Consider the following 23,867-nt stretch of genomic DNA (forward strand, 5'->3'; position numbering starts at 1 on the left):
GCAAACCCCGTTACGGAAAGGAACAGACCCATGCAGGACGACGCCGAATTCCAGGTGCTGGTCAACGACGAGGGCCAGTACTCCCTGTGGCCGGTGGCGAACGAGGTACCCGCGGGCTGGCGCGCCGACGGGTTCCGCGGCGGCCGCCAGGAGTGCATGGACCACGTCGACGAGGTGTGGACCGACATGCGGCCGCTGAGCCTGCAGCGCCAGATGGCCGCCGACGGCTGAGCCGCCGCCCCTGCCGTCCCCACCGAACCGACGCGGAAGGTCCCACCCCATGCCCTCGCCATCGACGTTCTTCCAATCCATACCCGTGGTCCGGGACGTCCCGGGCCAGCGCTCCACCCCCGACGGGCGGCTGCAGCGGCTGCTCACCGGCCTCGCCCACAAGCACGGCGTCCCGGCCGCGCAGCTGGTCGTCGCCGACGGCGGCCGGACGGACTCCGCCACGGCCGGCGGGATCACGGCCGCGGCGAAGGTTCCGGCCGGCTCCATCACCAAGGCCTTCACCGCGGCACTGGCGATGCTGCTGGTCGCCGACGGCGACCTGGACCCGGACGACTCGCTGGGCGAGCACCTGGACGGGCTCGGCCCGCAGGTCGGCAGACCCACGATCCGGCAGGTGCTCAGCCACACCGGCGGGCTGCCGGCCGCGCTCGGCGCCGCCGCCGACGGGGCCGGGTCGGCCCGCCGGTACCTGCGGGCCTGCCGCGACGCCGGGCTCGTGCAGCCGCCCGGGCTGGGCTTCTCCTACTCCAACGTCGGGTACGTGCTCGCCGGCTACGTGGTCGAGGCCATCACCGGGATGAGCTGGTGGGAGGCGATGGACACGCTGCTGCTCGGCGAACTCGGCATCGACGCCGCGTTCGTCGTGGAGCCGGGTGCGCGGCACCGGACCGGCGCCCACCTCGGCGGGCACGCCGTGCACGCGGCGACCGGCCGCGCCCGGCCGGTCGCGCAGACCCTGACCGCCGCCGAGGCCGCGGCCGGGGCGCTCGCCTTGAGCGCCGAGGACCTCGCCGCCTTCGGCCGGATGTTCTGCGGCGGCGAGAGCCCGCTGCCGGCGGACCTGCTCGAGCTGATGCGCCGTCCGGTGCCGGGCGCGGAACCGTTCGGGCTGGCCGACACCTGGGGCCTGGGCCTGGCCGGCTACCGCGGCGCCGACGCCGACTGGACCGGCCACGACGGCACCGCGGACGGCACCTCCTGCCACCTGCGGATCGACGCCGAGCACGGGCGGATCGTCGCGCTGACCACCAACGGCAGCACCGGTTCGGCGCTGTGGACGGACCTGGTCGCCGCCCTGCGCGCCGACGGTCTCCCGGTCGGCGACTACGAGCTGCCCGGCGAGCTCGACCGCGCCGCCCGCCCGGTCGCCGACCTGACCGGCCACTACACCAACGGCGACCTGGAGTACCGGGTGGACGTCCGCGCGGACGGCGGCACCGTGCTCGTCGTCGACGGCGAGGTCTACCCGGAACTGGCGCTGCTGCGCGACGGCTCCTTCTCGGTGCGCGAACCGGGCACCGGCCGCCGGATCATCGGCGGCCGGTTCCTGACCGACCCGGCCACCGGCACCGTCAGCGCGATGCAGGCCGGCGGCCGCGTCGCCCGGCGGCACCGCCGCGCCTCCTGAGCTCCTCGTCCCACCCCGACTCGTGTTGTGAGGAAAAGAAACCGATGACCACCTCGAGGAAGAGCCGCATCGACGCGCTGCCCGCGGAACTGCGGGAGACGCTCAAGCGCCGGCTGGCCGGGCGGGCGGAGCGGTCCGACGTCATCGGCCGGGCGCCGCGGGAGCACGCCCTGCCGCTGTCGTTCGCGCAGCAGCGCCTGTGGTTCCTCGACGAGTTCCGCCCCGGGGACGCCGAATACAACAGCGCCGTGGCGCTGCGGCTGACCGGGCCGCTGGACACCGGTGCGCTCACCGGTGCGCTGGCGGAGCTGGTGGTCCGCCACGAGGCCTTGCGCACGACGATCGACGACGCCGGCGGCACCCCGGTGCAGGTCGTCCACCCGGCGCCGGAGGTCCCGGTGCGCACGGTCGACCTCACCACCGATCCCGCGCTGCGGCCCGCCGACCTCGACGAGGTGCTCGGAACCGAGTACAGCCGGTCGTTCGACCTCCGCCGCGGCCCGCTCGTGCGGCTGCTGCTGGTGCGGGTGGCCGAGGACCACCACGTCCTGCTGATCACCGCCCACCACGTCGTCACCGACGGCGAATCGATGGGCATCCTGGTCGGCGAGCTCGGAGCGCTGTACGCGGCCGCCGTCCGCGGCGAACCCGCGGACCTGCCCGAGCCGGCGGTCCAGTACGCCGATTTCGCCGTCTGGCAGCGGAACCGGCTCACCGGGCCCGCCCTCGACCGGCACCTCGCCTACTGGACGACGCAGCTGGCCGGCGTGGAACCCCTGGACCTGCCCGCCGACCGGCCGCGCCCGGCGGTCCGCACGACCGCCGGGGCCGTGCACCACTTCAGCGTCCCGGCCTCCGTCGCGGCCGGGCTGGCCGAGCTGGCCCGCGTCCACGACACGACGCTGTACACCGTGCTCGTCGCGGCCTGCCAGGTGCTCTTCGCCCGCTACACCGGCCGCAGTGACATCGCCGTGGGCACCGTGGTCTCCGGCCGCAACCGGCCCGAACTGCAGCGCACGGTCGGGTTCTTCGTCGACACCGTCGTCATCCGGTCCATTGTGGACCGGGCCGCGCCCTTCGGGACGTTCCTCGACGCCGTCCGCGGCACCGTGCTGGAGTCGTTCGAGCACGCCGAAGCCCCGTTCGAAAAGCTCGTCGAAGCGCTGCGGCTCGAGCGCGACCCCAGCCGCACCCCGCTGTTCGACGCGATGGTGCTGCTGCACGGGAGCCAGGGCGGCCCGATGGACTTCGCCGGGCTGACGGCCGAGCCGGTCGAGGTGGCCCGCCGCGCGGCCAACTTCGACCTGACCGTCGAGTTCCAGCCGGCCGCGGACGCGCTCGAAGGTTCCCTCGAGTACAACACCGACCTGTTCGACGAGCGGACCGCCGTCGCGCTGGGCGAGCACCTCACCGTGCTGCTGACCGCGATCGCCGCCGACGCGCAGCGGCCCGTCGGCGACCTGCCGCTGCTGACCGGACCGGAGCGGGACCGGCTGCTCACCGGGTGGAACGACACCGCGCTGGACGTCCCGGCGGCGACCGTCACCGAGCTGTTCGAGTCGCAGGCCCAGCGCAACCCGGACGAGACCGCGCTGGTCGCCGGGGACATCGCGCTCAGCTTCGCCGAGCTCAACGCGATGGCGAACCGCCTGGCCCGCCACCTCGTCTCCCTCGGCGCCGGGCCCGAACGGGTGGTGGCGCTCGCCCTCCCGCGCACCGCCGACGCGATCGTGGCCTTCCTCGCCGTGCTGAAGGCCGGTGCGGTGTACCTGCCGATCGACCCCGCGCTCCCGGAGGACCGGAAAGAGCTGCTGCTGCGCGACTCCGGTGCCGAGCTGGTGCTCGGGCCGGCGGACCTCGCGGCCGTGCCGCCGGAGTACTCCGCCGCCGACCTCACCGACGCCGACCGGACCGCGCCGTTGCGGCCGGACAACACGGCCTACGTCATCTACACGTCCGGCTCGACCGGCCGGCCCAAGGGGGTGGCGGTCCCGCACCGCAACCTCACCAACCTGCTCTTCAACCACCGCAACGACTTCGCCGTGCCCGGGCGGCGGCTGCGGGTCGCGCTGACCGCGACGCTGTCGTTCGACACGTCACTGGAAGGCCCGCTGCTCATGGCCGACGGCCACGAGCTGCACCTGATCGGCGACGACGTGCGCCTCGACGCCCACGCGCTCGTCGACCACATCGCCGAGCACCGGATCGACTTCCTCGACCTCACCCCGACCTACCTGCGCCGGCTGATCCCCGCCGGGCTGCTGACCGACCCGCGGCACCGGCCGAAGATCCTCATGCTCGGCGGCGAAGCCCTCGACGACACGCTCTGGCGCGAGCTGGCCGCCGCCGAAGTGACCGTGGCGCACAACTTCTACGGCCCGACCGAGTACACAGTGGACGCCGTCTCCTGCCGGGTCGGCGCAACGGCCCGCCCGGTACTGGGCCGTCCGCTGGCGAACACCCGCGCCTACGTCGTCGACGAGGACCTGCGGCCGGTGCCCACCGGCGTGCCCGGCGAGCTGTGCCTCGCCGGGGCCCAGCTCGCGCGCGGCTACCTCGGCCGGCCGGGCCGGACCGCCGGCAGCTTCGTCGCCGACCCCTTCGGCGCGCCGGGGGAGCGGATGTACCGCACCGGCGACCGGGTCCGCTGGACCGCCGACGGGCAGCTGGAGTACCTGGGCCGCCTCGACGACCAGGTGAAGATCCGCGGCTTCCGCGTCGAACCGGGCGAGGTCGAGGCCGCGCTGGTGCGCCTGCCGGACGTCGCCGCGGCCGTCGTCGTGGCCAACCGGCCCGACGGCGGGCACGCCCGGCTGGTCGCCTACGTCGTCGGCGCCGGCGAGGTCGCGCCGACCGCCGACGGGCTGCGGGCGGCGCTGCGCGCCACGCTGCCGGACTACCTGGTGCCCTCGGTGTTCGTCCCGATCGACGCGATCCCGTTCACCCCGCAGGGCAAAGTCGACCGCCGGGCCCTCCCCGCCCCGGACGCGCCCCCGGACGGCGGGCAGACCTACGTCCCGGCACGGACCGCCGTCGAGCACCAGCTGGTGGCGATCTGGTCCGAGGTGCTCGGCCAGGACCGCATCGGCGTCGAGGACAACTTCTTCGGCCTCGGCGGCGACTCGATCCTCAGCATCCAGGTGGTCGCCCAGGCCCGCCAGGCCGGCCTGCGGCTCACCTCGCGGGACATCTTCCTGCACCAGACCATCGCCGGGCTCGCGACCGCCGTGCAGACGGCCGCGGTCCACGCGCCGGCGGCGGGGCCGATCGCCGGACCGGCGCCGCTCACCCCGATCCAGCACTGGTTCTTCGCCACCCACGGGCCGCAGAACCACTTCACCATGTCGCAGCTGCTGGAACTGCCCGCCGACGTCGACCAGCAGGCGCTGCGGACCGCCCTCGACGCCGTCGTCGCCCACCACGACGCCCTGCGCACCCGGTTCTTCACCGTCGACGGGCAGTGGCGGCAGGAGGTCGTGCCGGAGCCGCCGACCGGCATCCTGCGGATCCGCGACCTGGCCTCCCTCGGCGACGCCGGGCAGCGCGCCGGCATCGAGGCCGCGGCCGCGCAGGTGCGCGCCGGCCTGGACCTGGCCACCGGCGCCCTGATCGGCGCGGCGTTCCTCGCCCGCGGCACCCGGCCGCCGCTGCTGTTCCTGGCCGCGCACCACGTGGTGACCGACGGCGTGTCGCTGCGGCTGCTGCTCGGCGACCTCGAAACCGCCTACGGCCAGGTCGTCGCCGGTGCGCCGGTCCGGCTCGCGGCCACGGCGACGCCGTTCACCCAGTGGGCGCACCTGCTGGAGCAGCACGTCCGCGGGGGCGGGTTCGACGACGACCTCGAGCACTGGACGCGCGTGGCGAGCCGGGTCCCGGCGGCACTGGTGGCCGACCACGCGGGTGCGGGCACCACCGGCTCGGCCCGCACCCTGACCGTCACCCTCGGCGCCGAGGACACCGACGCGCTGCTGCACCGCGTGCCCGCCGCCTACCGGACCCAGGTCAACGACGTGCTGCTGAGCGCGCTCGGCCGCGCACTGGCCGACCGCACCGGGCAGGACGGCGTCCTGATCGCGCTGGAAGGCCACGGCCGCGAGGACGTCCTCGACGGCGTCGACCTCTCCCGCACGGTCGGCTGGTTCACCACGCAGTTCCCGGTGGCACTCGACCTGCCGCCGTCGCGGGACTGGGGCGCCACCCTCAAGGCGGTCAAGGAACAGCTGCGGGCCGTGCCGCGCCGCGGCCTCAGCTACGAGGCGCTGCGGTACCTCGGCGAACCCGGTGCGCCGGGGCACGCGCTGCAGGCGTTCCCGCTGCCGCAGATCTGCTTCAACTACCACGGCCGGTGGGACGCCCAGGGCGCGGCCGACGGCCTGTTCCGCGGCCGGCACGACAGCCCGGGCGCGGACATCGCCCCGGACGAAGCCGGCACCTACCAGCTCGACGTGACCGGCGTGGTCGAGTCCGGCGCGCTGTCGCTGACGTGGTCGTACTCGGACCAGGTCAACGACGAGGCCACCGTCCGCGACCTGGCCGAAGCGATGCTGACGGCGCTGCGGGAGATCGTCGCCCACTGCGCGCAGCCCGGCAGCGGCGGCCGCACGCCGTCGGACTTCCCGCTGGCCCGCCTCGACCAGGCGGCCGTGGACCGGCTGGCCGGCGACGGCCGCGAGGTCGACGACATCTACCCGCTGACCCCGCTGCAGGCCGGGATGCTGTTCCACAGCCTGCTCGATCCCACGGCCGACGCCTACGTCGACCAGGCCCGGATGCTGCTCGACGGCGTCCGCGACCCCGACGCGTTCGCCCAGGCCTGGCAGCAGGTCGCCGACCGGACCCCGGTCCTGCGGACCGAACTGGTCTGGGACGGCGTCGAGGAACCCCTGCAGGTCGTGCGGCACCGGGCGGTCGTGCCGATCACCCGCCACGACTGGCGCGGGCTGTCCGAAGCCGAGCAGGAGGAACAGCTGGCCCGGCTTTCGGCCGAGGACGCCGCCACCGGCCTGGACCTGAGAACCGCGCCGCTGATGCGGCTGGCCGTCATCGCGTTGACCCACGACCGGGTGCTCCTGATGTGGACCTCGCACCACATCGTCCTCGACGGCTGGAGCCTCGCCCAGATCTTCACCGAGGTGTGCGAGCAGTACGCGGCCCTGACCGAACACCGGGCGCCGCGGGTGCCGGCCCACCGGCCGTTCCGCGACTACCTCGGCTGGCTCGCCGCCCAGGACGTCACGGCCGCCGAAGACCACTGGCGCGCGGTGCTGTCCGGCTTCGCCGCCCCGACCCCGCTGCCCTGGGACCGGTCGCCGGACCGGGCCCACCGGACGCGCTCGTCGCGGACCACCCGCACCTCATTGTCCACGGAGGACACCGCCCGGCTGCGGGCCGTGGCCCGGCGCCACAGCCTGACCGTCAACACGCTCGTGCAGGGCGCGTGGGCGCTGCTGCTGGCCCACTCCAGCGGCGAGTCCGACGTCGTGTTCGGCACCACCGTCTCCGGCCGCCCCGACGACCTGCCGGGTGTCGAGACGATGATCGGGATGTTCATCAACACCGTCCCGACGCGCACGCACGTCGACAGCGGCGAGCCGGTGCTGGCGTGGCTGCAGCGGCTGCAGGACGAGCAGAACCAGGCGCGCCGGTACGACTTCGTCGCCCTCGGGAAACTGCGGGCGCTCAGCGACGTCCCGTCGGGCGAGAACCTGTTCGACAGCATGGTCGCGTTCGAGAACTACCCCTTCGACGAGAACGCCGCCGCGCAGGCGGGCGTGACGCTGCGGGAGGTGACCGCGCTCGACGCCACGACGTTCCCGGTCACCCTGCGCGCGTACGTCGACCGGCGGCTGGGCTTGGAGCTGGCCACCGACCCGGCCCTGTTCGACGACGAAACCGCCGCCGCACTGGCCGCCCGGCTGGAGACCCTGCTGCTCGGGATCGCCGAAAACCCGGACCGCCCGATCGCCCGGCTGCCGTGGCTGTCGGCCGGGGACCGCGCGCAGCTGGTGGCGGACGAGCCCGGATCGCTGCCCGCGCCGACCATCACCGAGCTGTTCGCTGCCCAGGTGAGCGCGAACCCGGACGCCGTCGCGCTCACCGCCGAGGGCACCGCGCTGACCTACGCCGAGCTCAACGCGCGGGCGAACCGCCTGGCGCACCGGCTGATCGAGCTCGGCGCCGGACCGGAACGGTTCGTCGCACTGCGCCTGCCGCGCTCGGCCGCGCAGGTCGTCGCCATCCTCGCGGTGCTCAAGGCCGGGGCCGCGTACCTGCCGATCGACCCCGCCATCCCGGCCGAACGCGTCGAGCGGATGCTCGCCGACACCGATCCGGTCGCCGTTCTCGCGCCCGAAGACGTCGACGTCGAAACCGGTCCGGACACCGACCCGCCGCTGCGCTGCACGCCGGAGCACCCCGCCTACGTCATCTACACCTCCGGCTCGACCGGGCTGCCCAAGGGCGTGGTGATCCCGCACCGCAACGTCACCCGCCTGCTCGCCGCGACCGCCGCCCGGTTCGGGTTCGGCCGCGACGACGTCTGGACGCTGTTCCACTCCTACGCCTTCGACTTCTCCGTGTGGGAGATCTGGGGGCCGCTGCTGCACGGCGGCCGGCTCGTCGTCGTCCCGCACGCGGTGTCGCGCTCGCCGCGGGAGTTCCTGCGCCTGCTGGCCGACGAGCGGGTCACCGTGCTCAACCAGACGCCGTCGGCGTTCTACCAGCTCATCCGCGCCGACGAAGACGACCCCGGCGCCCGGCTCGCGCTGCGGTACGTGATCTTCGGCGGCGAAGCCCTCGACACGCGCCGGCTGACCGGCTGGTTCGCCCGCCACGGCGACCGCGCGCCGCGGCTGGTGAACATGTACGGCATCACCGAGACCACCGTGCACGTCACCCACCACGACCTGGCGTCTGATGTGGACACTCCTGGTGTCATCGGCGAGGTGCTGCCCGACCTGCGCGGGTACGTCCTCGACGCCGACCTGAACCCGGTCCCGGCGGGCGTGCCGGGCGAGCTCTACGTGGCTGGCGACGGCCTGGCCCGCGGCTACCTCGGCCGCCCCGGGCTGACCGCCGCCCGGTTCGTCGCCGACCCCTTCGGCGCCCCCGGCACCCGGATGTACCGCTCGGGCGACCGCGTCTCCCGCACCCGCGACGGCGCCCTGCGCTACCACGGCCGCGCCGACCAGCAGGTGAAGATCCGCGGCTTCCGGATCGAACCGGGCGAGATCGAGGCCACCCTGCTCGCCCTGGCCGACGTCGGCTCGGCCGCGGTGCTGGCCCGCGAGGACGAACCCGGCCGCAAGCGGCTGGTCGCCTACGTCGTCCCGGCGACACCGGACGCCCCGCCGAGCGCGGCCCGGCTGCGCGAGCACCTGGGCCGGACGCTGCCGGAGTACATGGTGCCGTCGGCGTTCGTCACGCTCGGCGAACTCCCGTTGACCCGCAACGGGAAGCTCGACCAGCGGGCGTTGCCCGCGCCCGCCGCGACGGGGGTGGAAAGCGCCGAGTTCGTCGAGCCCCGCACGGAAACCGAACGCACGGTCGCGGCGGTCCTGGCCGCCACCCTCGGCCTGGACCGGGTCGGGGCGGACGGCAACTTCTTCGAGCTGGGCGGGGATTCCATCCTCAGCATCCGGTTCACCTCCGCGCTGCGCGAGGCCTTCGGCGTCGAGGTGTCCCCGCGGACGGTGTTCGACCACCCGACGGTGGCCGCCCTGGCCGCGGCCCTGCCCGCCGCGTCCGCCACGCCGCTGTCGGCGTCGATCACCCCGGTGGGCCGCGACGGCGAACTGCCGCTGTCGTTCGCCCAGCAGCGCCTGTGGTTCCTCGACGACTTCGCCCCCGGCAGCACCGACCACGTCACCGTCTTCGGCGTGCGGCTGCGCGGAGACCTGCGGCCGGACGCACTGGCCCGCGCGCTCACCGCGCTCGTCGCCCGGCACGAGTCGCTGCGCACCACGTTCCCGGCCACCGACGGACGGCCCCGGCAGGAAGTGGGCGAGCCGTGGCAGGTCGCGCTGCCGGTGACCGACGCCGCCGGGCCGGAAGACCTGCAGCGGCTGCTGGCCGAGGACCTCGCCCGGCCGTTCGACCTGGCCCGTGGCCCGCTGCTGCGTGCCCGGCTGGTCCGCCTGGCCGCCGACGACCACGCCCTCGTCCTGGCGCTGCACCACATCATCACCGACGGCTGGTCGATGGGCGTCCTGGTCGGCGAGCTGGCCGCGCTCTACGGTGACGAGCGGGCCGAACTGCGCCCGCTTCCGGTGCAGTACGCGGACTTCGCCGCGTGGCAGCGCGAGCGCCTCACCGGCGAGTTCCTCGACGAACAGCTGGGTTTCTGGCGGCGCCAGCTCGACGGCCTGCGTCCGCTCGACCTCCCCACCGACCGCCCGCGGCCGGCCACCCGGACGGCGAACGGCGCCGAACACGAGTTCACCCTGGGCGCCGAGGCCCTCGCCGGGCTGCGCCGGCTGAGCCACGACCGCGACACGACCCTGTTCACGGCACTGGTCGCGGCCTGCCAGCTGGTGCTGCGCCACTGGTCCGGCCAGGACGACGTCGCCGTGGGCACGATCACCTCCGGCCGGGACCACCCGGAGGTCCAGGACATCGTCGGCCTCTTCGTCAACACCGTCGTGCTGCGGTCGCAAGTGGACGGACGACGGGGTTTCGGGGAGCTGCTCGGCGCCGTCCGCCGGACCGTCCTCGACGCGTTCGCCCACCAGGAGGTGCCGTTCGAGCGGATCGTCGACGAGCTGAGCCCCGACCGCGACCCCAGCCGCACCCCGCTGTTCGAGGTCCTGGTCACCCTGCAGAACGCGGGCAACCGCCTGCCCGCCCTCGCCGGGCTCACGGCGAGCGAGCTCACGCTGCCGATGACCACCGCCGGGTTCGACCTGAGCGTCGAATTCGAAGAGCGCCCGGACGGCCTGCGCGGCCTGCTGAACTACAACACCGACCTGTTCGACGCCGCGACGATGCGCCGGTTCGCCGAGCACCTCACGGTCCTGCTCACCGCCGTCACGGCCGACCCCGGCACGCCCGTCGACGCGCTGCCGATGCTGCCCGCGGCCGAGCGGGAATCGGTCGTCGGCACGTGGAACGACACCGACCGGCCGGAGCCCGGCGCCACCGTCGTCGAGCTGTTCGAATCCCTGGCCGCCCGGACGCCGGACGCGACCGCCCTGGTCTGCGGCGGGACGACGCTGACCTTCGCCGAGCTCAACCGGCGGGCCAACGGGATCGCGCGCGACCTCGTCGCCCGCGGCGCCGGGCCCGAGCGGCTCGTCGCCGTCGTCCTGCCGCGCTCGGCCGACCTGGTCGTCACCCTCCTCGCCGTCCTCAAGACGGGTGCCGGGTACCTGCCGCTGGACCCGGAGCTGCCCGCCCGGCGGCGGGAAGCGCTGCTGGCCGACGCCCGGCCGGTGCTGGTCGTCGACGAACCGGTCGCCGCCGACGAAGCGGACCGGGACCTCACCGACGCCGACCGGCTCGCGCCGCTCACCCCGCACCACGCCGCCTACGCGATCTACACCTCCGGCTCCACCGGAACGCCGAAGGGCGTGGTCGTCACCCACCGCGCACTGGCCAACTTCGCCGTCGACCACGCGGACCGGTTCACCGCGGCGGCCGGGAAGGACCGGCTGCGGGTGGCGCTGACCGCCGCGTTCACCTTCGACGCGTCCTGGGAAACCGTGCTGCTGATGCTGACGGCCGGGCACGAACTGCACGTGATCGACGCCGACACCCGGCTCGACCCGGCCGTGCTCGCCGGCTACGTCGCCGAGCACCGGATCGACCTGGTCAACTCGACGCCGTCGTTCGTCCGCCACCTCCTCGACACCGGGTTCGGGGACCACCGGCCCTCGGTGCTGCTGATCGGCGGGGAAGCCGTCGGCGAAGCGCTCTGGCGCGAGCTGAGCCACCTCGACGGCGTCACCGCGTTCAACCTGTACGGCCCCACCGAGTGCACGGTCGACGCCACCCTGTGCCGGATCGGCGAGACCGCCCGCGAAGTGATCGGCCGCCCGCTCGGGAACGTGCGGGCCTACGTCCTCGACGAGCAGGTGCGCCCGGCTCCGATCGGCGTGCCCGGCGAGCTCCACCTCGCGGGCGTCCAGCTGGCCCGTGGTTACCTCGACCGGCCGGGACTGACCGCGGATCGCTTCCGCGCCAACCCGTTCGGGCCGCCCGGGAGCCGGATGTACGCCACCGGTGACCGGGCCCGCTGGACCGCCGATGGCCACCTGGAGTACCTCGGCCGCGCCGACGACCAGGTCAAGATCCGCGGCTTCCGGATCGAGCCCGGCGAGGTCGAGGCGGCCCTGCGCGCGCTGCCCGAGGTCGCCGACACGGTCGTCGTCGCCCGCCGCGACGACGGCCACGCCCGGCTCGTCGCCTACGTCGTCCCGGCCGACGGCTCGGCGGCGGACGCGGCCCGCCTGCGGACGGCGCTGAAGTCGACCCTCCCCGACCACCTGGTGCCGTCGGTGTTCGTCGCCCTGGACCGGCTGCCGCTGGCCACCAGCGGCAAGGTCGACCGCCGCGCGCTGCCCGCGCCCGCCGTTCCGGCGACCCCGGCCGCGGGGCGGACCGCCCCGCGCACGGACACCGAACGGCTGCTGGCGGCGATCTGGGCCGACGTCCTCGGCGCCGCGGAACCGGGCGTGGACGACAACTTCTTCGCCCTGGGCGGGGATTCGATCCTCAGCATCCAGGTCGTCGCCCGCGCCCGGCGGCACGGCCTGCGGCTGACCTCCCGGGACGTCTTCCGCCACCAGAGCATCGCCGAGCTGGCGCTCGTCGCCGGCGCCGAAGCGGCCGCCGAGCCCGAGACCGGCTTCACCGGCGCGGCGCCCCTCACGCCGATCCAGCGGTGGTTCTTCGAGACCGGCCACCACGACCACTTCACGATGTCCACGCTCGCCGAACTCGACCCGGACGTGGACCTGCCCGCGCTCGAGACCGCGTTGGGGGTGGTGCTGGCCCGGCACGACGCCCTGCGCACCCGCTTCACGCGCACCGATGGCGGCTGGCGGCAGGAATTCCGGCCCGACGCGGAGATCCCGGCCCTGCGGCACGTCGAAGGGTCCGATGTGGACACCCGCGTGGTCGCGGCCGGAGCGCGCGCCACGCTGCGGGCCGAGCACGGCCCGCTCGTCGCGCCCGTGCTGATCACGTCGCCCGGGCGGCCGCCGCGGCTGCTGCTGGTCGTCCACCACCTGGTGGTCGACGGCGTGTCGTGGCGGATCCTGTTCGACGACCTGGACACCGCCTACCGCCAGGTGGTTTCCGGGCAGCCGGCCGACCTCGGCCCGGCGCCGGTCAGCTACCTCCGGTGGGCGGACCGCCTCGCCGGGCACGCGTTCGACACGGAACTGCCGTACTGGACCCAAGCGCTGGACGGCGTCGACCCGGACCTGCCGGTGGACGCGGCGGGGGAGAACACCGCCGGGAGCGCCCGCACGGTCACCGTCCGCCTGGACGCCGACACCACCGACGCCCTGCTGCACCACGTACCCGAGGTCTACCGGACGCAGATCAACGACGTCCTGCTGAGCGCGCTCGGCCGGGTGCTGGCCCGCTGGACCGGCCGCGACCGCGTGCTCGTCTCGCTGGAGGGCCACGGCCGCGAGGAGATCTTCGACGACCTCGACCTCTCCCGCACGGTCGGCTGGTTCACCGCCGAGTACCCGGTCGCCCTCACCCTGCCGGCGGACGGCGACTGGGGCCCGACGCTCAAGGCGGTCAAGGAACAGCTGCGGGCCATCCCCGGCAAGGGCATCGGCTACGGCGCCCTGCGCTGGCTGACCCCCGATTCGCCCCTGCGCGACGGCCCGGTGCCGCAGGTTTCCCTGAACTACCACGGGCAGTGGACCGCCGGCGGTGACGGCGACGGCCTGTACCGGGGCTGGGGCGGCGACCTCGGCGACGACATCGACCCCGCGCGGCCGCGGACGGCGCTGCTCGACGTCGTCGGCATCGTCGACGGCGGCGCGCTCGAACTGGCCTGGACCTACGCACCCGGCGTGCACCGCGAGGACACCGTGCGCGGGCTCGCCGAGCAGGTCCTCACGGCGCTGCGCGAGATCGTCGCGCACTGCGCCACCCCGGGTGCCGGCGGCCGCACGCCGTCGGACTTCCCGCTGGCCCGGCTGAGTGCGGCCGAACTGGACACCGTGGCCGGCGACGGCCGCGCGGTCGAGGACGTCTACCCGCTCACGCCGCTGCAGGCCGGGATGGTGTTCCACACCCTGGTCGACGACGGCTCCCCGGCCTACTTCGAGCAGGTCCGCATCCGCCTCGCCGGCGTCACCGACCCGGCCGCGCTCGCCGCCGCCTGGCAGCGGGTGGTCGACCGGACCCCGGTGCTGCGCACCCGGCTCGTCTGGACCGGTGTCGAGGAGCCCGTCCAGGTGGTGGACCGCACCGCGACCCTGCCGGTCACCCAGCACGACTGGCGCGATCTCGGCCCGGCCGAGCGGGAAGCCGCACTGGCCGACGCCCTGGCGGCCGACCGGGCGGTCCCGTTCGACCTGACGCGGGCCCCGCTGACCCGGCTGACGATCGCCGCCCTGCCCGGCGGCGAAGTCGACCTCGTGTGGACGTCCCACCACGTGCTGTTCGACGGCTGGAGCTCCGCGCAGGTGTTCGCCGAGGCCTGCGAGCTGTACGCCGCCACGACCGCCGGCGTCCGGCCCGCGCTGGTCAGCCGGCGCCCGTACCGGGACTACCTCGGCTGGCTGGCGGCCCGCGACCAGGCCGCCGCCGACGAGTTCTGGCGGGCCGCCCTGGCCGGCTTCGACGCGCCCACGGCGTTGCCCTACGACCGCCCGCCGGCCGAAGCCCACCAGTCCCGGTCCACCGACTCGGTCCGGATCGAGCTGCCGCCGGCCGCGACGCTGCGGCTGCGGGAGTTCGCCCGGGCGCAGGGCCTGACCGTCAACACCGTCGTGCAGGGCGGCTGGGCGCTGCTGCTGGCGATGCTCTCCGGCGACCGTGACGTCGTCTTCGGCACCACGGTTTCCGGGCGCCCGGCCGACCTGGCCGGCGTCGAGACCATGATCGGGTTGTTCATCAACACCATCCCCACCCGCGTCCGGGTGGACGCCGCGCTGCCGGTCGCGCGGTGGCTCGGGCAGCTGCAGACGGCCCAGAGCGAGGCCCGCGACCACGACTTCGTGTCGCTGGCCCGGCTGCGCCCGCTCAGCGACGTCCCCGCGGGGCAGAACCTGTTCGACAGCATGGTCGTGTTCGAGAACTACCCGATCAGCGAGCCGGCCACCGCGGGCGCGCCGCGGGTGGTCGAGGTCGCCTCGGCCGACGCCACGAACTTCCCGCTGTGCCTGCGCGCGTCGCTGGACGACGGCCTCGCCCTCGACCTCGCCTACGACCCGGCGCTGTTCGACCCCGCCACCGTCACGGCGATGAGCGACCGGCTGGTGCTGCTGCTCGACGCCGTCACCGCGGACGCCGACCGGCCGCTGGCCCGGGTGCCGTGGGTCGGCGCGGCCGAACGCGCCCGGGTGCTCGCCGACGCCCACGGCCCGGGCGCCGCCGGGACGCCGTCCACCGTGCCCGCGCTCTTCGCCGCGCAGGTGCAGCGCCGTCCCGACGACCCGGCCGTGCTCGCCGGCGACCGGACCCTGACCTACACCGAGCTCGACGAGCGGGCCAACCACCTGGCCGGGCGGCTGGCCGAGCTCGGCGTCGGCGTCGAGGACCGGATCGGGCTGCTGCTCGAGCCGTCGGTCGAGCACGTCGTCGCGGAACTGGCCGTGCTCAAGGCCGGTGCGGCGTACGTGCCGCTGGACACCCGGGCGCCGCACGAGCGGCTGCGTGCCGTGCTGGCCGAGGCCGGGGTGTCGGTCGTGGTGGCCGGGGACACCTGGGTGCCGACGGCCGAAGCCGTCCACAGTGGACCGGTGCGGACCGTGGGCGAACAGCGGTCGCGCACCGCACCGGAACCGTCCGTGCGGCCCGAAAACCTGGCCTACGTCATGTACACCTCCGGGTCGACCGGCGTCCCCAAGGGTGTCGCCGTGCGCCACCGCGACATCACCGCGCTGGCCCAGGACGGCCGGTTCGCCGGCGGCGCCCACACGCGGGTGCTCGCGCACTCGCCGCTGGCCTTCGACGCCTCCACCTACGAGCTGTGGGTCCCGCTGCTCAACGGCGGCGCCACGGTGCTGCCCGACGGGCCCGACCTGACCGTCGAAGCGTTGCGGCGCGCGGTTTCCACCCACGACGTCACGGCGGCGTGGCTGACCGCCGGGCTCTTCCGGCTGCTCGCCCAGGACGCCCCGGACGGCCTGCGCGGCCTGCGCGAGGTGTGGACCGGCGGCGACGTCGTCCCGCCCGCCGTGGTGCGCGCGGTCCAGGCCGCCTGCCCCGGCCTCGTCGTGGTCGACGGCTACGGGCCCACCGAAACCACCACCTTCGCCACCTCCTACCGGATCACCGGCGAGCACGTGCCCGAGCCGGTGCCGATCGGCCGACCGCTGGACGGCATGCGCGCCTACGTGCTCGACGCCGAACTGCGCCCGCTGCCCGCCGGCGCCCCCGGCGAACTCTGCCTGGCCGGCGCGGGCCTGGCCCGCGGTTACCTCGGCCGGCCCGGCCTGACCGCCGAGCGGTTCGTGCCCGACCCGTTCGGCGCGCCGGGGGAGCGGATGTACCGCACCGGCGACGTCGTCCGCCGCGGGCCCGACGGCGAACTGGAGTTCCTCGGCCGCTTTGACGACCAGGTCAAGCTGCGCGGGTTCCGGATCGAGCTCGCCGAGGTCGAGGCCGTGCTGGCCGCGCACCCGGCCCTCGCCCAGGCGGTCGCCACGGTGCACACGGACAGCGCCGGCACCCGGCGGCTGATCGCCCACGTCGTCCCTGCACCGGGACGGGCCGCGGACCCGGCCGAGCTGCGCGCGCACGCCGCGGCCGCCCTGCCGGAGTACATGGTCCCGGCCGTCGTGCTGGTGCTGGCCGAACTCCCGTTGAACCGCAACGGGAAGGTCGACCGCCGGGCCCTGCCCGCCCCGGACGGGCCGCTGACGGCACAGCGGCCCTACGTCGAGCCGGCCACCCCGACCCAGCGCGCCGTCGCCGGGATCTGGCAGCGGCTGCTCGGCGTCGAGCGGGTCGGCGCGACGGACAACTTCTTCGAGCTGGGCGGCGATTCGATCCTCAGCATCCGGCTGGTGTCCCGGCTGCTGGCCGAATGCGGCGTGTCGCTCTCGCCGCGGGCGGTGTTCGCCCACCCGACCGTCTCCCGGCTCGCCGCCGCGATCGAAACCGTCGGGGCCACCGCGCAGGACCCGATCCCGGCGGTGCCCCGCGACGGCGAGCTGCCGCAGTCCTTCGCCCAGCAGCGGCTGTGGTTCCTCGACGAGTTCGAGCCGGGCGGCACCGAGTACGTCACCAGCTCCGCGGTCCGCCTGCGCGGCGCACTGGACGTCGACGCGCTCGCCGGGGCGTTCACCGCGCTGGTCGCCCGGCACGAGCCGCTGCGCACGACGTTCGGCTCGGCCGACGGCCACGGGGTCCAGATCGTGCACCCGCCGTCGCCGGTCCCGCTGCCGGTCGTCGACGCCCGCGAAGAGGACCTCGCGGAAATCCTGCGCGCCGACGGCGAACAGCCCTTCGACCTGAGCGATGGGCCGCTGCTGCGGGTGAAGCTGATCCGGCTCGCGCCCCAGGAACACGTGCTCACGGTGGCCGTGCACCACATCGTCACCGACGGCTGGTCGAACGGCCTGATCGCCGAAGAGGTCGGCGCGTTCTACGCGGCCGCGCTGCGCGGCGAACCGGCGGACCTGCCGCCGCTGCCGGTGCAGTACGCGGATTTCGCGGCCTGGCAACGCGGCCGGCTCGCCGAGCGGGTGCTGGCCGGCCAGACCGAGTACTGGACCGAGCGCCTGCGCGACCTCACCCCGCTGGAGCTGCCGACCGACCGGCCCCGCCCGCCGGTGCGCACCACCCGCGGCGCGACGCGCGAACTCGTCGTCCCGGCGGGGGTGACCGCGCGGCTCGAGCAGGTGAGCCGCCAGCGCGAGACGACCCTGTTCACCACGCTCGTCGCGGCGTGCCAGGTGCTGCTCGGCCGCTGGGCCGGCCAGGACGACGTGGCCGTCGGCACGGTCACCTCCGGCCGCGAGCGACCCGAACTCGAGGGTCTCGTCGGGTTCTTCGTCAACACGCTGGTGCTGCGGTCGCAGGTCCGCCCGGACCTGGCCTTCACGACGTTCCTGGACGAGGTCGGCGCGGGCGTGCGAGCGGCGTTCGACCACCAGGACCTGCCGTTCGACCGGGTCGTCGACGCGGTCCAGCCGGGCCGCGACCCGAGCCGCACCCCGCTGTTCCAGGTGATGGTGGTGCTGCAGAACGGCCCCCGCGAGACGGCGAAGCTGCCGGGCTTGGAGACCGAAGAGCTCCCGCAGCCGGCGACGGCCGCGAACTTCGACCTCACCCTGGAGTTCCAGCCGGACGGGGAAGTGCTGCGCGCGGCCCTGACCTACAACACCGACCTGTTCGACGCGGCCACGATCGACCGGCTGGCCGCCCACCTGGGCGTCCTGCTCGCGGGTGTCGCCGACAACCCGGACCGGCCGCTGTCCCGGCTGCCGCTGATCGGCGCGGCCGAGCGCGAACTGGTCCTGGGCGCCTGGAACGACACGGCCCGCCCGGTGCCGCCGCACACGCTGCCCGAGCTGATCGCGGCCCGTGCCCGGCGGACGCCGGACGCCCCGGCGGTGATCGCGGGCGAGACGCTCACCTACGCCGAACTGGACGCCCGCGCTTCCCGGCTGGCGCGGGTGCTGGCCGGGCACGGCATCGGCCCGGAGCGGATCGTGGCGCTGGCGCTGCCGCGGTCGGTGGAGATCGTGGTCGCGCAGCTGGCCGTGCTGAAGGCGGGCGGAGCGTTCGTCCCGGTCGACCCGACCTACCCGGTCGAGCGCATCACGTTCATGCTGGCGGACGCCCGGCCGGCCCTGGTCCTGACCCTGCCGGAGCTCGCGCCGCCGGTGCCCGACGGCGTCGAAGTGCTGACGCTGGACGACCCGCGGCTGTTCGAGGGCGAGCCCGCTGCGCCGGTCCCGGTGCGGCCGGAGCACCCCGCCTACGTCATCTACACCTCCGGTTCCACCGGGCGGCCCAAGGGCGTCGTCGTCACCCACGCCGGGCTGGCGTCCTTCGCCGCCGCCGAAGCCGAGCACCTCCAGGTCGCCGAGGACGACCGGGTCCTGGCGTATTCGTCGCCCAGCTTCGACGCGTCCATCCTGGAACTCTGCCTGGCGCTGCCCGCGGGTGCCGCGCTCGTCGTCGTGCCGCCCGAGCCGCTGCTGGGCGAACCCCTCGCCGAGTTCCTCGCCGCCCACCGGATCAGCCACACGCTGATCCCGCCCGCCGCGCTGGCCACCGTCCCGGCGGTGGACCTGCCGGACCTGCGCACGCTCGTCGTCGGCGGGGACGCGTGCCCCCCGGAGCTCGTCGACCGGTGGGCCCCCGGGCGGCGGATGATCAACGCCTACGGCCCGACCGAGTCGACGATCGTGGCCACCTGGAGCGAACCCCTCGTCCCGGGCACGCCGCCGCCGATCGGGCGGCCGATCCCGAACACGCGGGTCTACGTGCTCGACGCCGCCCTCCAGCCGGTGCCGGTCGGCGTGGCGGGGGAGCTGTACGTCGCCGGGCCGAGCCTGGCCCGCGGCTACCTCGACCGGCCGGGCCTCACGGCCGACCGGTTCACCGCCAACCCCTTCGGCGCGCCGGGCGAGCGGATGTACCGCACCGGCGACGTCGTCCGGTGGACCGCCGCCGGGCACCTGGAGTTCGGCGGCCGGGCCGACGACCAGGTCAAGGTCCGCGGCTTCCGCATCGAGCTCGGCGAGGTCGAGTCGGCGCTGACCCGGCACCCCGGGGTGGCCGCCGCGGTGGCCGCCGTCCAGCAGGACTCCTCGGGCCACAAGCGCCTGGTCGCCTGCTTCGTCGCCGCACCGGGGACGGACCCGGTCGGCGCCGGAGAGCTGCGCGAGTTCCTGGCCCGCTCGGTGCCCGGGCACCTGGTGCCCTCGGCGCTGCTGGAACTGCCCGCGCTGCCGCTCGGGCCCTCCGGCAAGGTCGACCGCCGCGCCCTGCCCGTGGTCGCCGCCGCGGCCGAGCCGGCCGGCCGCCACGTCGAGCCGGTGACCCCGGCCGAGCGGGTGCTCTGCGAGATCTGGGCCCAGGTCCTCGGGCTGGACCGGGTGGGCACCGCCGACAACTTCTTCGAGCTGGGCGGCGATTCCATCCTCAGCATGCAGGTCGTGTCCCGGGCCCGGCAGGCCGGGCTGCAGCTGTCCACAAAGGACATCTTCCTGCACCAGACGGTCGCCGCACTGGCACCCGAAGCGGGCGCGGTGGCCGAGCAGGCGGAACCGGACGGCCCCGTCGTCGGGCCGGCGCCGCTGACCCCGATCCAGGACTGGTTCTTCGCCACCCACACCGTCAACCCGCACCACTTCAACCAGTCGATGCTCGTCGAGCTCGCGGACGGCTTCGACGCCGCCGCCCTGGCACAGGCCCTCGCCGCGGTGTGGACCCACCACGACGCCCTCCGCATGCGGTTCACCCGCACCGAAGCGGGCTGGGAGCAGCACAACGCCGACGTCGACCCGGTGCCCGGGCTGCGCCACGAGGACCTGACCGCCGTGCCCGCGGCCGACCGGGCGGCCGCGCTGGAGCGGATCGCCGACGGCGTCCACGCCGGGTTCGACCTCACGCGGGGGCCGCTGCTGGCCGCCGTCCTGGTCACCGCCGATCCGGCGTGGCGGCCGCGGCTGTTCCTGGCCGCGCACCACGTCGTGGTCGACGCCGTCTCGTGGCGCATCCTGCTCGACGACCTCGACACCGCCTACCGGCAGGCCGCCCGGGGCGTCCCGGTCGACCTCGGCCCGCGCACGACGTCGTTCCGCGACTGGGCGCACCGCCTGCGCGAGCACGTCCGCGCCGGCGGCTTCGACGACGAACTGGCGTACTGGACCGGCCTGCCCGCCGCGGGCGCGCTGCCGGTCGACCACGACGGCACCGGCACCGGCACCGGCACCGGCACCGCGGAGGTCACCGTGGCGCTGGACGCCGCCGACACCGACGCCCTGCTGCGCGCGGCACCGGCGGCCTACCGCACGCGCGTCAACGACGTCCTGCTCACCGCCCTGGCGTGGGCGCTGGCCCGGTGGACCGGGCGCCCGGACGTGTCGATCGCGCTGGAAGGCCACGGCCGGGAGGACGTCCTCGACGGCGTCGACCTCAACCGGACGGTCGGCTGGTTCACGACGCTGTTCCCGGTGGCGCTGACCGTCGAGGACACCGACTGGCGGACGCTCGTCAAGGCGGTCCGCAAACAGCTGCGGGCCGTGCCGGGCAACGGGTTCGGCTTCGGCGCCCTGCGCCACCTCGGCGACCCGGAGGTCCGGGAGCGGCTGGCGGGCCACCGGCCGGAGATCTCGTTCAACTACCTCGGGCAGTGGGACGGGGCCGGCGGGACGACGGCGGCCGACAGCCTCTACGCCGCGGTCCGCGGGTCGCTCGGCCGCGACCACGACCCCGCCGAGCACCACCCGCACCTGCTCGACCTGGTCGGCGCGGTGCAGGACGGCGAGCTCGTGTTCTCCCTGATCTACCAGCCTGCCCGGCACGACCGGCGGACCGTCGAAGCGGTGGCCGGCGACTTCGCGGCCGCGCTGCGGCAGATCGCCGCCGACGCGAAGGCCCCGGCCCGCCGGAAGGAGCGGCGGTGACCACGCGGCTTTCCCGTAACCGCAACTACGGCCTGCTGTGGGTCAGCCAGGCGCTGTCCGAAGCCGGGTTCAGCGCGTCGATGATCGCGTTGCCGCTGCTGGTCCTGGCGGTGACCGGCTCGCCGGCGCTGTCCGGGCTGGTGCTCGGCGTGGACGCGATGGCCCAGCTGGTCGCGGGGCTGCCCGCGGGCGCGCTCGCCGACCGGTGGGAGCGCAAGAAGATCCTGCTCGGCTGCGAGGCGGTGTACGCACTCGCGGTGGCGAGCCTGGTGGCGGCGATCTGGTGGAACGGGGTGAGCGTCCCGCACGTGGTCGCGGTCGCGGCGGTGATGGGCTGCTGCCGCTCGCTGTTCGGCCCGGCCGAAGGCGCCATGCTGGCCGGCGTCGTCCCGGCGGCCCAGCTGCCCACGGCGGTGGCGATGAACTCCGCCCGCGGCGCGCTCGGCCAGCTCTCGGGCACCGCGGTCGGCGGGTTCCTCTACGGCGTCGCGCGGGCCGTCCCGTTCGCCTTCGACGTGCTCGTCCACCTCGTCTCGCTGGTCGCGCTGATGTTCGTCCGGGCGCCGCGCCGCGAGGCCCCGCCGGCCGGTGGTGGCCACCTCCTCAAGGAGATGGCCGAAGGGCTGCGCTGGGTGTGGAGCGAACGGCACGTGCGCGTGACGGTGGCGTGCGCGGTGAGCCTGAACTTCTTCTTCAGCGCCTACTACATCGTCATCATCGTGCTGGCCAAGGAGCGCGGCGTCACCTCGGGCGAGATCGGCGTGATGGCCGCGATGCTCGGGGTCGGCGGCGTGGTGGGGTCGCTCATCGCGCCCTACCTGCAGCGGCGGCTGCGGCCCTACATCTCGATCGTCAGCGTGTTCTGGGTGCTGACCCTGCTCACCCCGCTCGCGGCCGTCATCCACGACGGCTACCTGCTGGGCGCGCTGTTCGTGGCCATGGCCCTGCTCCCGCCGACGGCCAACACGACGATCGGCACCTACCAGCTGCTGCTCACCCCCGACCGGCTGCGCGGCCGCCTGACCAGCGTGATGGGCGTGATCGGCGGCGTGTCGGCCGCGACCGGGCCCGCCTTCGGCGGCGTGGTGGTGCAGGCGTTCCCCGGCACCGACGCGGTCCTGTTGTGCGCGGCCGGGATCGCCCTGGTGACGCTGGTCGTCACGGTCAGCCCCACTCTGCGCCGGTTCCCCCGCGCCGACACGCTCGTTCCCGCCCCTGAGCCGACGACGACCGAGGAGAAAACCTCATGACAACCCAGGAATCCGGCCTCTCCTTCGCTTTCGAGGAGCTGCTGGCCCGTGCCGCCGAGCTGCGTGAACGCGGCCCGGTGCACCACGACGAGGAGCGCGGCCTGTGGCGGGTGCTCGACCACGCCTCCGTGTCGCGGGTGCTGTCCGACCCGGCGGTGTTTTCGTCGGACTTCAGCGGGCTCACGCCGGTCCAGGAGGACTTCGAGACCTTCCGCAAGGGCAACTTCGTCGGGATGGACCCGCCGGACCACCGCAAGCTGCGCACGCTGGTCAGCCAGGCGTTCACCCCACGTGTGGTGGCCGGCCTCGAGCCCCGGATCCGGGACATCACCGGCGAACTGCTCGACGAGGTCGCCGGGGAGTCCCGCTTCGACCTGGTCGACGTGCTCGCGTACCCGCTGCCGATCATCGTGATCGCCGAGCTGCTGGGCGTGCCGGTGGCGGACCGCCCGCTGTTCACCCGCTGGGCCCAGGTGCTCTTCAGCGGCGACCAGCTGGGCGAATCGGCGGACATGGCGGACATCCAGCGCGCGCTGGACGCGATCGCGCCGACGATCCGCGAGATGAACGCCTACATCCTCGACCACATCCGCCACCACCGCGCCCACCCCGGGCCGGGCCTGACGAGCCGGCTCGTCGAGGCCGAGTTCAACGGCGAGCGCCTCGAGGACCAGGAGATCGTGGGGTTCGTCGCCCTGCTGCTGATCGCGGGCCACATCACGACGACGGCCTTGCTGGGCAACGCCGTGGTGACGTTCGACCGCAACCCCGCCGCGGCGGCCGGGTTGCGGTCTTCAGCGGCCGCCCTGCCGCCGGCGCTGGAGGAGGTGCTGCGGATGCTGCCACCGTTCCCGGAGCTGGGCCGCCGCACGACCCGCGAGGTCGAGCTGGGCGGCCACCGCATCCCGGAGAACTCGATCCTGATGGCGGACCTGGCGGCGGCCAACCGCGATCCGGCCTCCTTCGACCGGCCGGAGACGTTCGACCCCGCGCGGAACCCCAACCCGCACCTGACGTTCGGCCACGGCATCCACTTCTGCTTCGGCGCCCCGCTGGCGCGGCTGGAGGGCCGGATCGCGTTCGAGGTGCTGTTCGAGCGCTACCGGGACATGGCGGTGGCCACGGACGCGCCGGTGGTGTTCCAGAACCCGTCGGTGATCGTGAGCGTCCGGCACCTGCCCCTGGACGTGCAGCGCGCCTGAC

At 74.7% G+C, this 23,867-nt stretch carries 5 protein-coding genes; all 5 read left to right on the forward strand.

Annotated elements, in window-relative coordinates; all coding sequences use genetic code 11:
- Positions 1 to 30 precede the first annotated feature (30 nt).
- The 5 genes from ACLJOU_RS36595 to ACLJOU_RS36615 are packed head-to-tail and all read left to right on the forward strand — an operon-like array spanning position 31 to position 23,866.
- Positions 31 to 231 carry an MbtH family protein gene (locus ACLJOU_RS36595; RefSeq protein ID WP_013224966.1) on the forward strand — a complete coding sequence of 67 codons (201 nt, stop codon included), beginning with the start codon at positions 31 to 33 and terminating at the stop codon, positions 229 to 231.
- A gap of 49 nt (positions 232 to 280) precedes the next feature.
- Entirely contained in the window at positions 281 to 1,639 is a 1,359-nt protein-coding gene (locus tag ACLJOU_RS36600) for a serine hydrolase domain-containing protein (protein ID WP_410573853.1), read from the forward strand.
- A 44-nt stretch (positions 1,640 to 1,683) separates the two neighbouring features.
- A complete protein-coding gene (locus ACLJOU_RS36605; RefSeq protein ID WP_410573854.1) occupies positions 1,684 to 21,414 on the forward strand; it encodes a non-ribosomal peptide synthase/polyketide synthase in 19,731 nt (6,576 codons plus the stop codon).
- Positions 21,411 to 22,664 (forward strand): MFS transporter, encoded by a 1,254-nt coding sequence (locus tag ACLJOU_RS36610; RefSeq protein WP_410573855.1) that lies wholly within the window; start codon positions 21,411 to 21,413, stop codon positions 22,662 to 22,664. Before ACLJOU_RS36605 ends, ACLJOU_RS36610 begins: the two co-directional genes overlap by 4 nt.
- Positions 22,661 to 23,866 (forward strand): cytochrome P450, encoded by a 1,206-nt coding sequence (locus tag ACLJOU_RS36615; RefSeq protein WP_410573856.1) that lies wholly within the window; start codon positions 22,661 to 22,663, stop codon positions 23,864 to 23,866. Before ACLJOU_RS36610 ends, ACLJOU_RS36615 begins: the two co-directional genes overlap by 4 nt.
- Position 23,867: the final 1 nt, after the last annotated feature.

Source organism: Amycolatopsis sp. cmx-4-61 (assembly GCF_046548775.1).
Classification (GTDB): domain Bacteria; phylum Actinomycetota; class Actinomycetes; order Mycobacteriales; family Pseudonocardiaceae; genus Amycolatopsis.

What these genes read in the sequence shown, in the direction of transcription:
- ACLJOU_RS36600 (WP_410573853.1), top strand. Translation starts at nt 281, where the DNA reads ATGCCCTCGCCATCGACGTTCTTCCAATCCATACCCGTGGTCCGGGAC.
- ACLJOU_RS36605 (WP_410573854.1), top strand. Translation starts at nt 1,684, where the DNA reads ATGACCACCTCGAGGAAGAGCCGCATCGACGCGCTGCCCGCGGAACTG.
- ACLJOU_RS36615 (WP_410573856.1), top strand. Translation starts at nt 22,661, where the DNA reads ATGACAACCCAGGAATCCGGCCTCTCCTTCGCTTTCGAGGAGCTGCTG.
- ACLJOU_RS36595 (WP_013224966.1), top strand. Translation starts at nt 31, where the DNA reads ATGCAGGACGACGCCGAATTCCAGGTGCTGGTCAACGACGAGGGCCAG.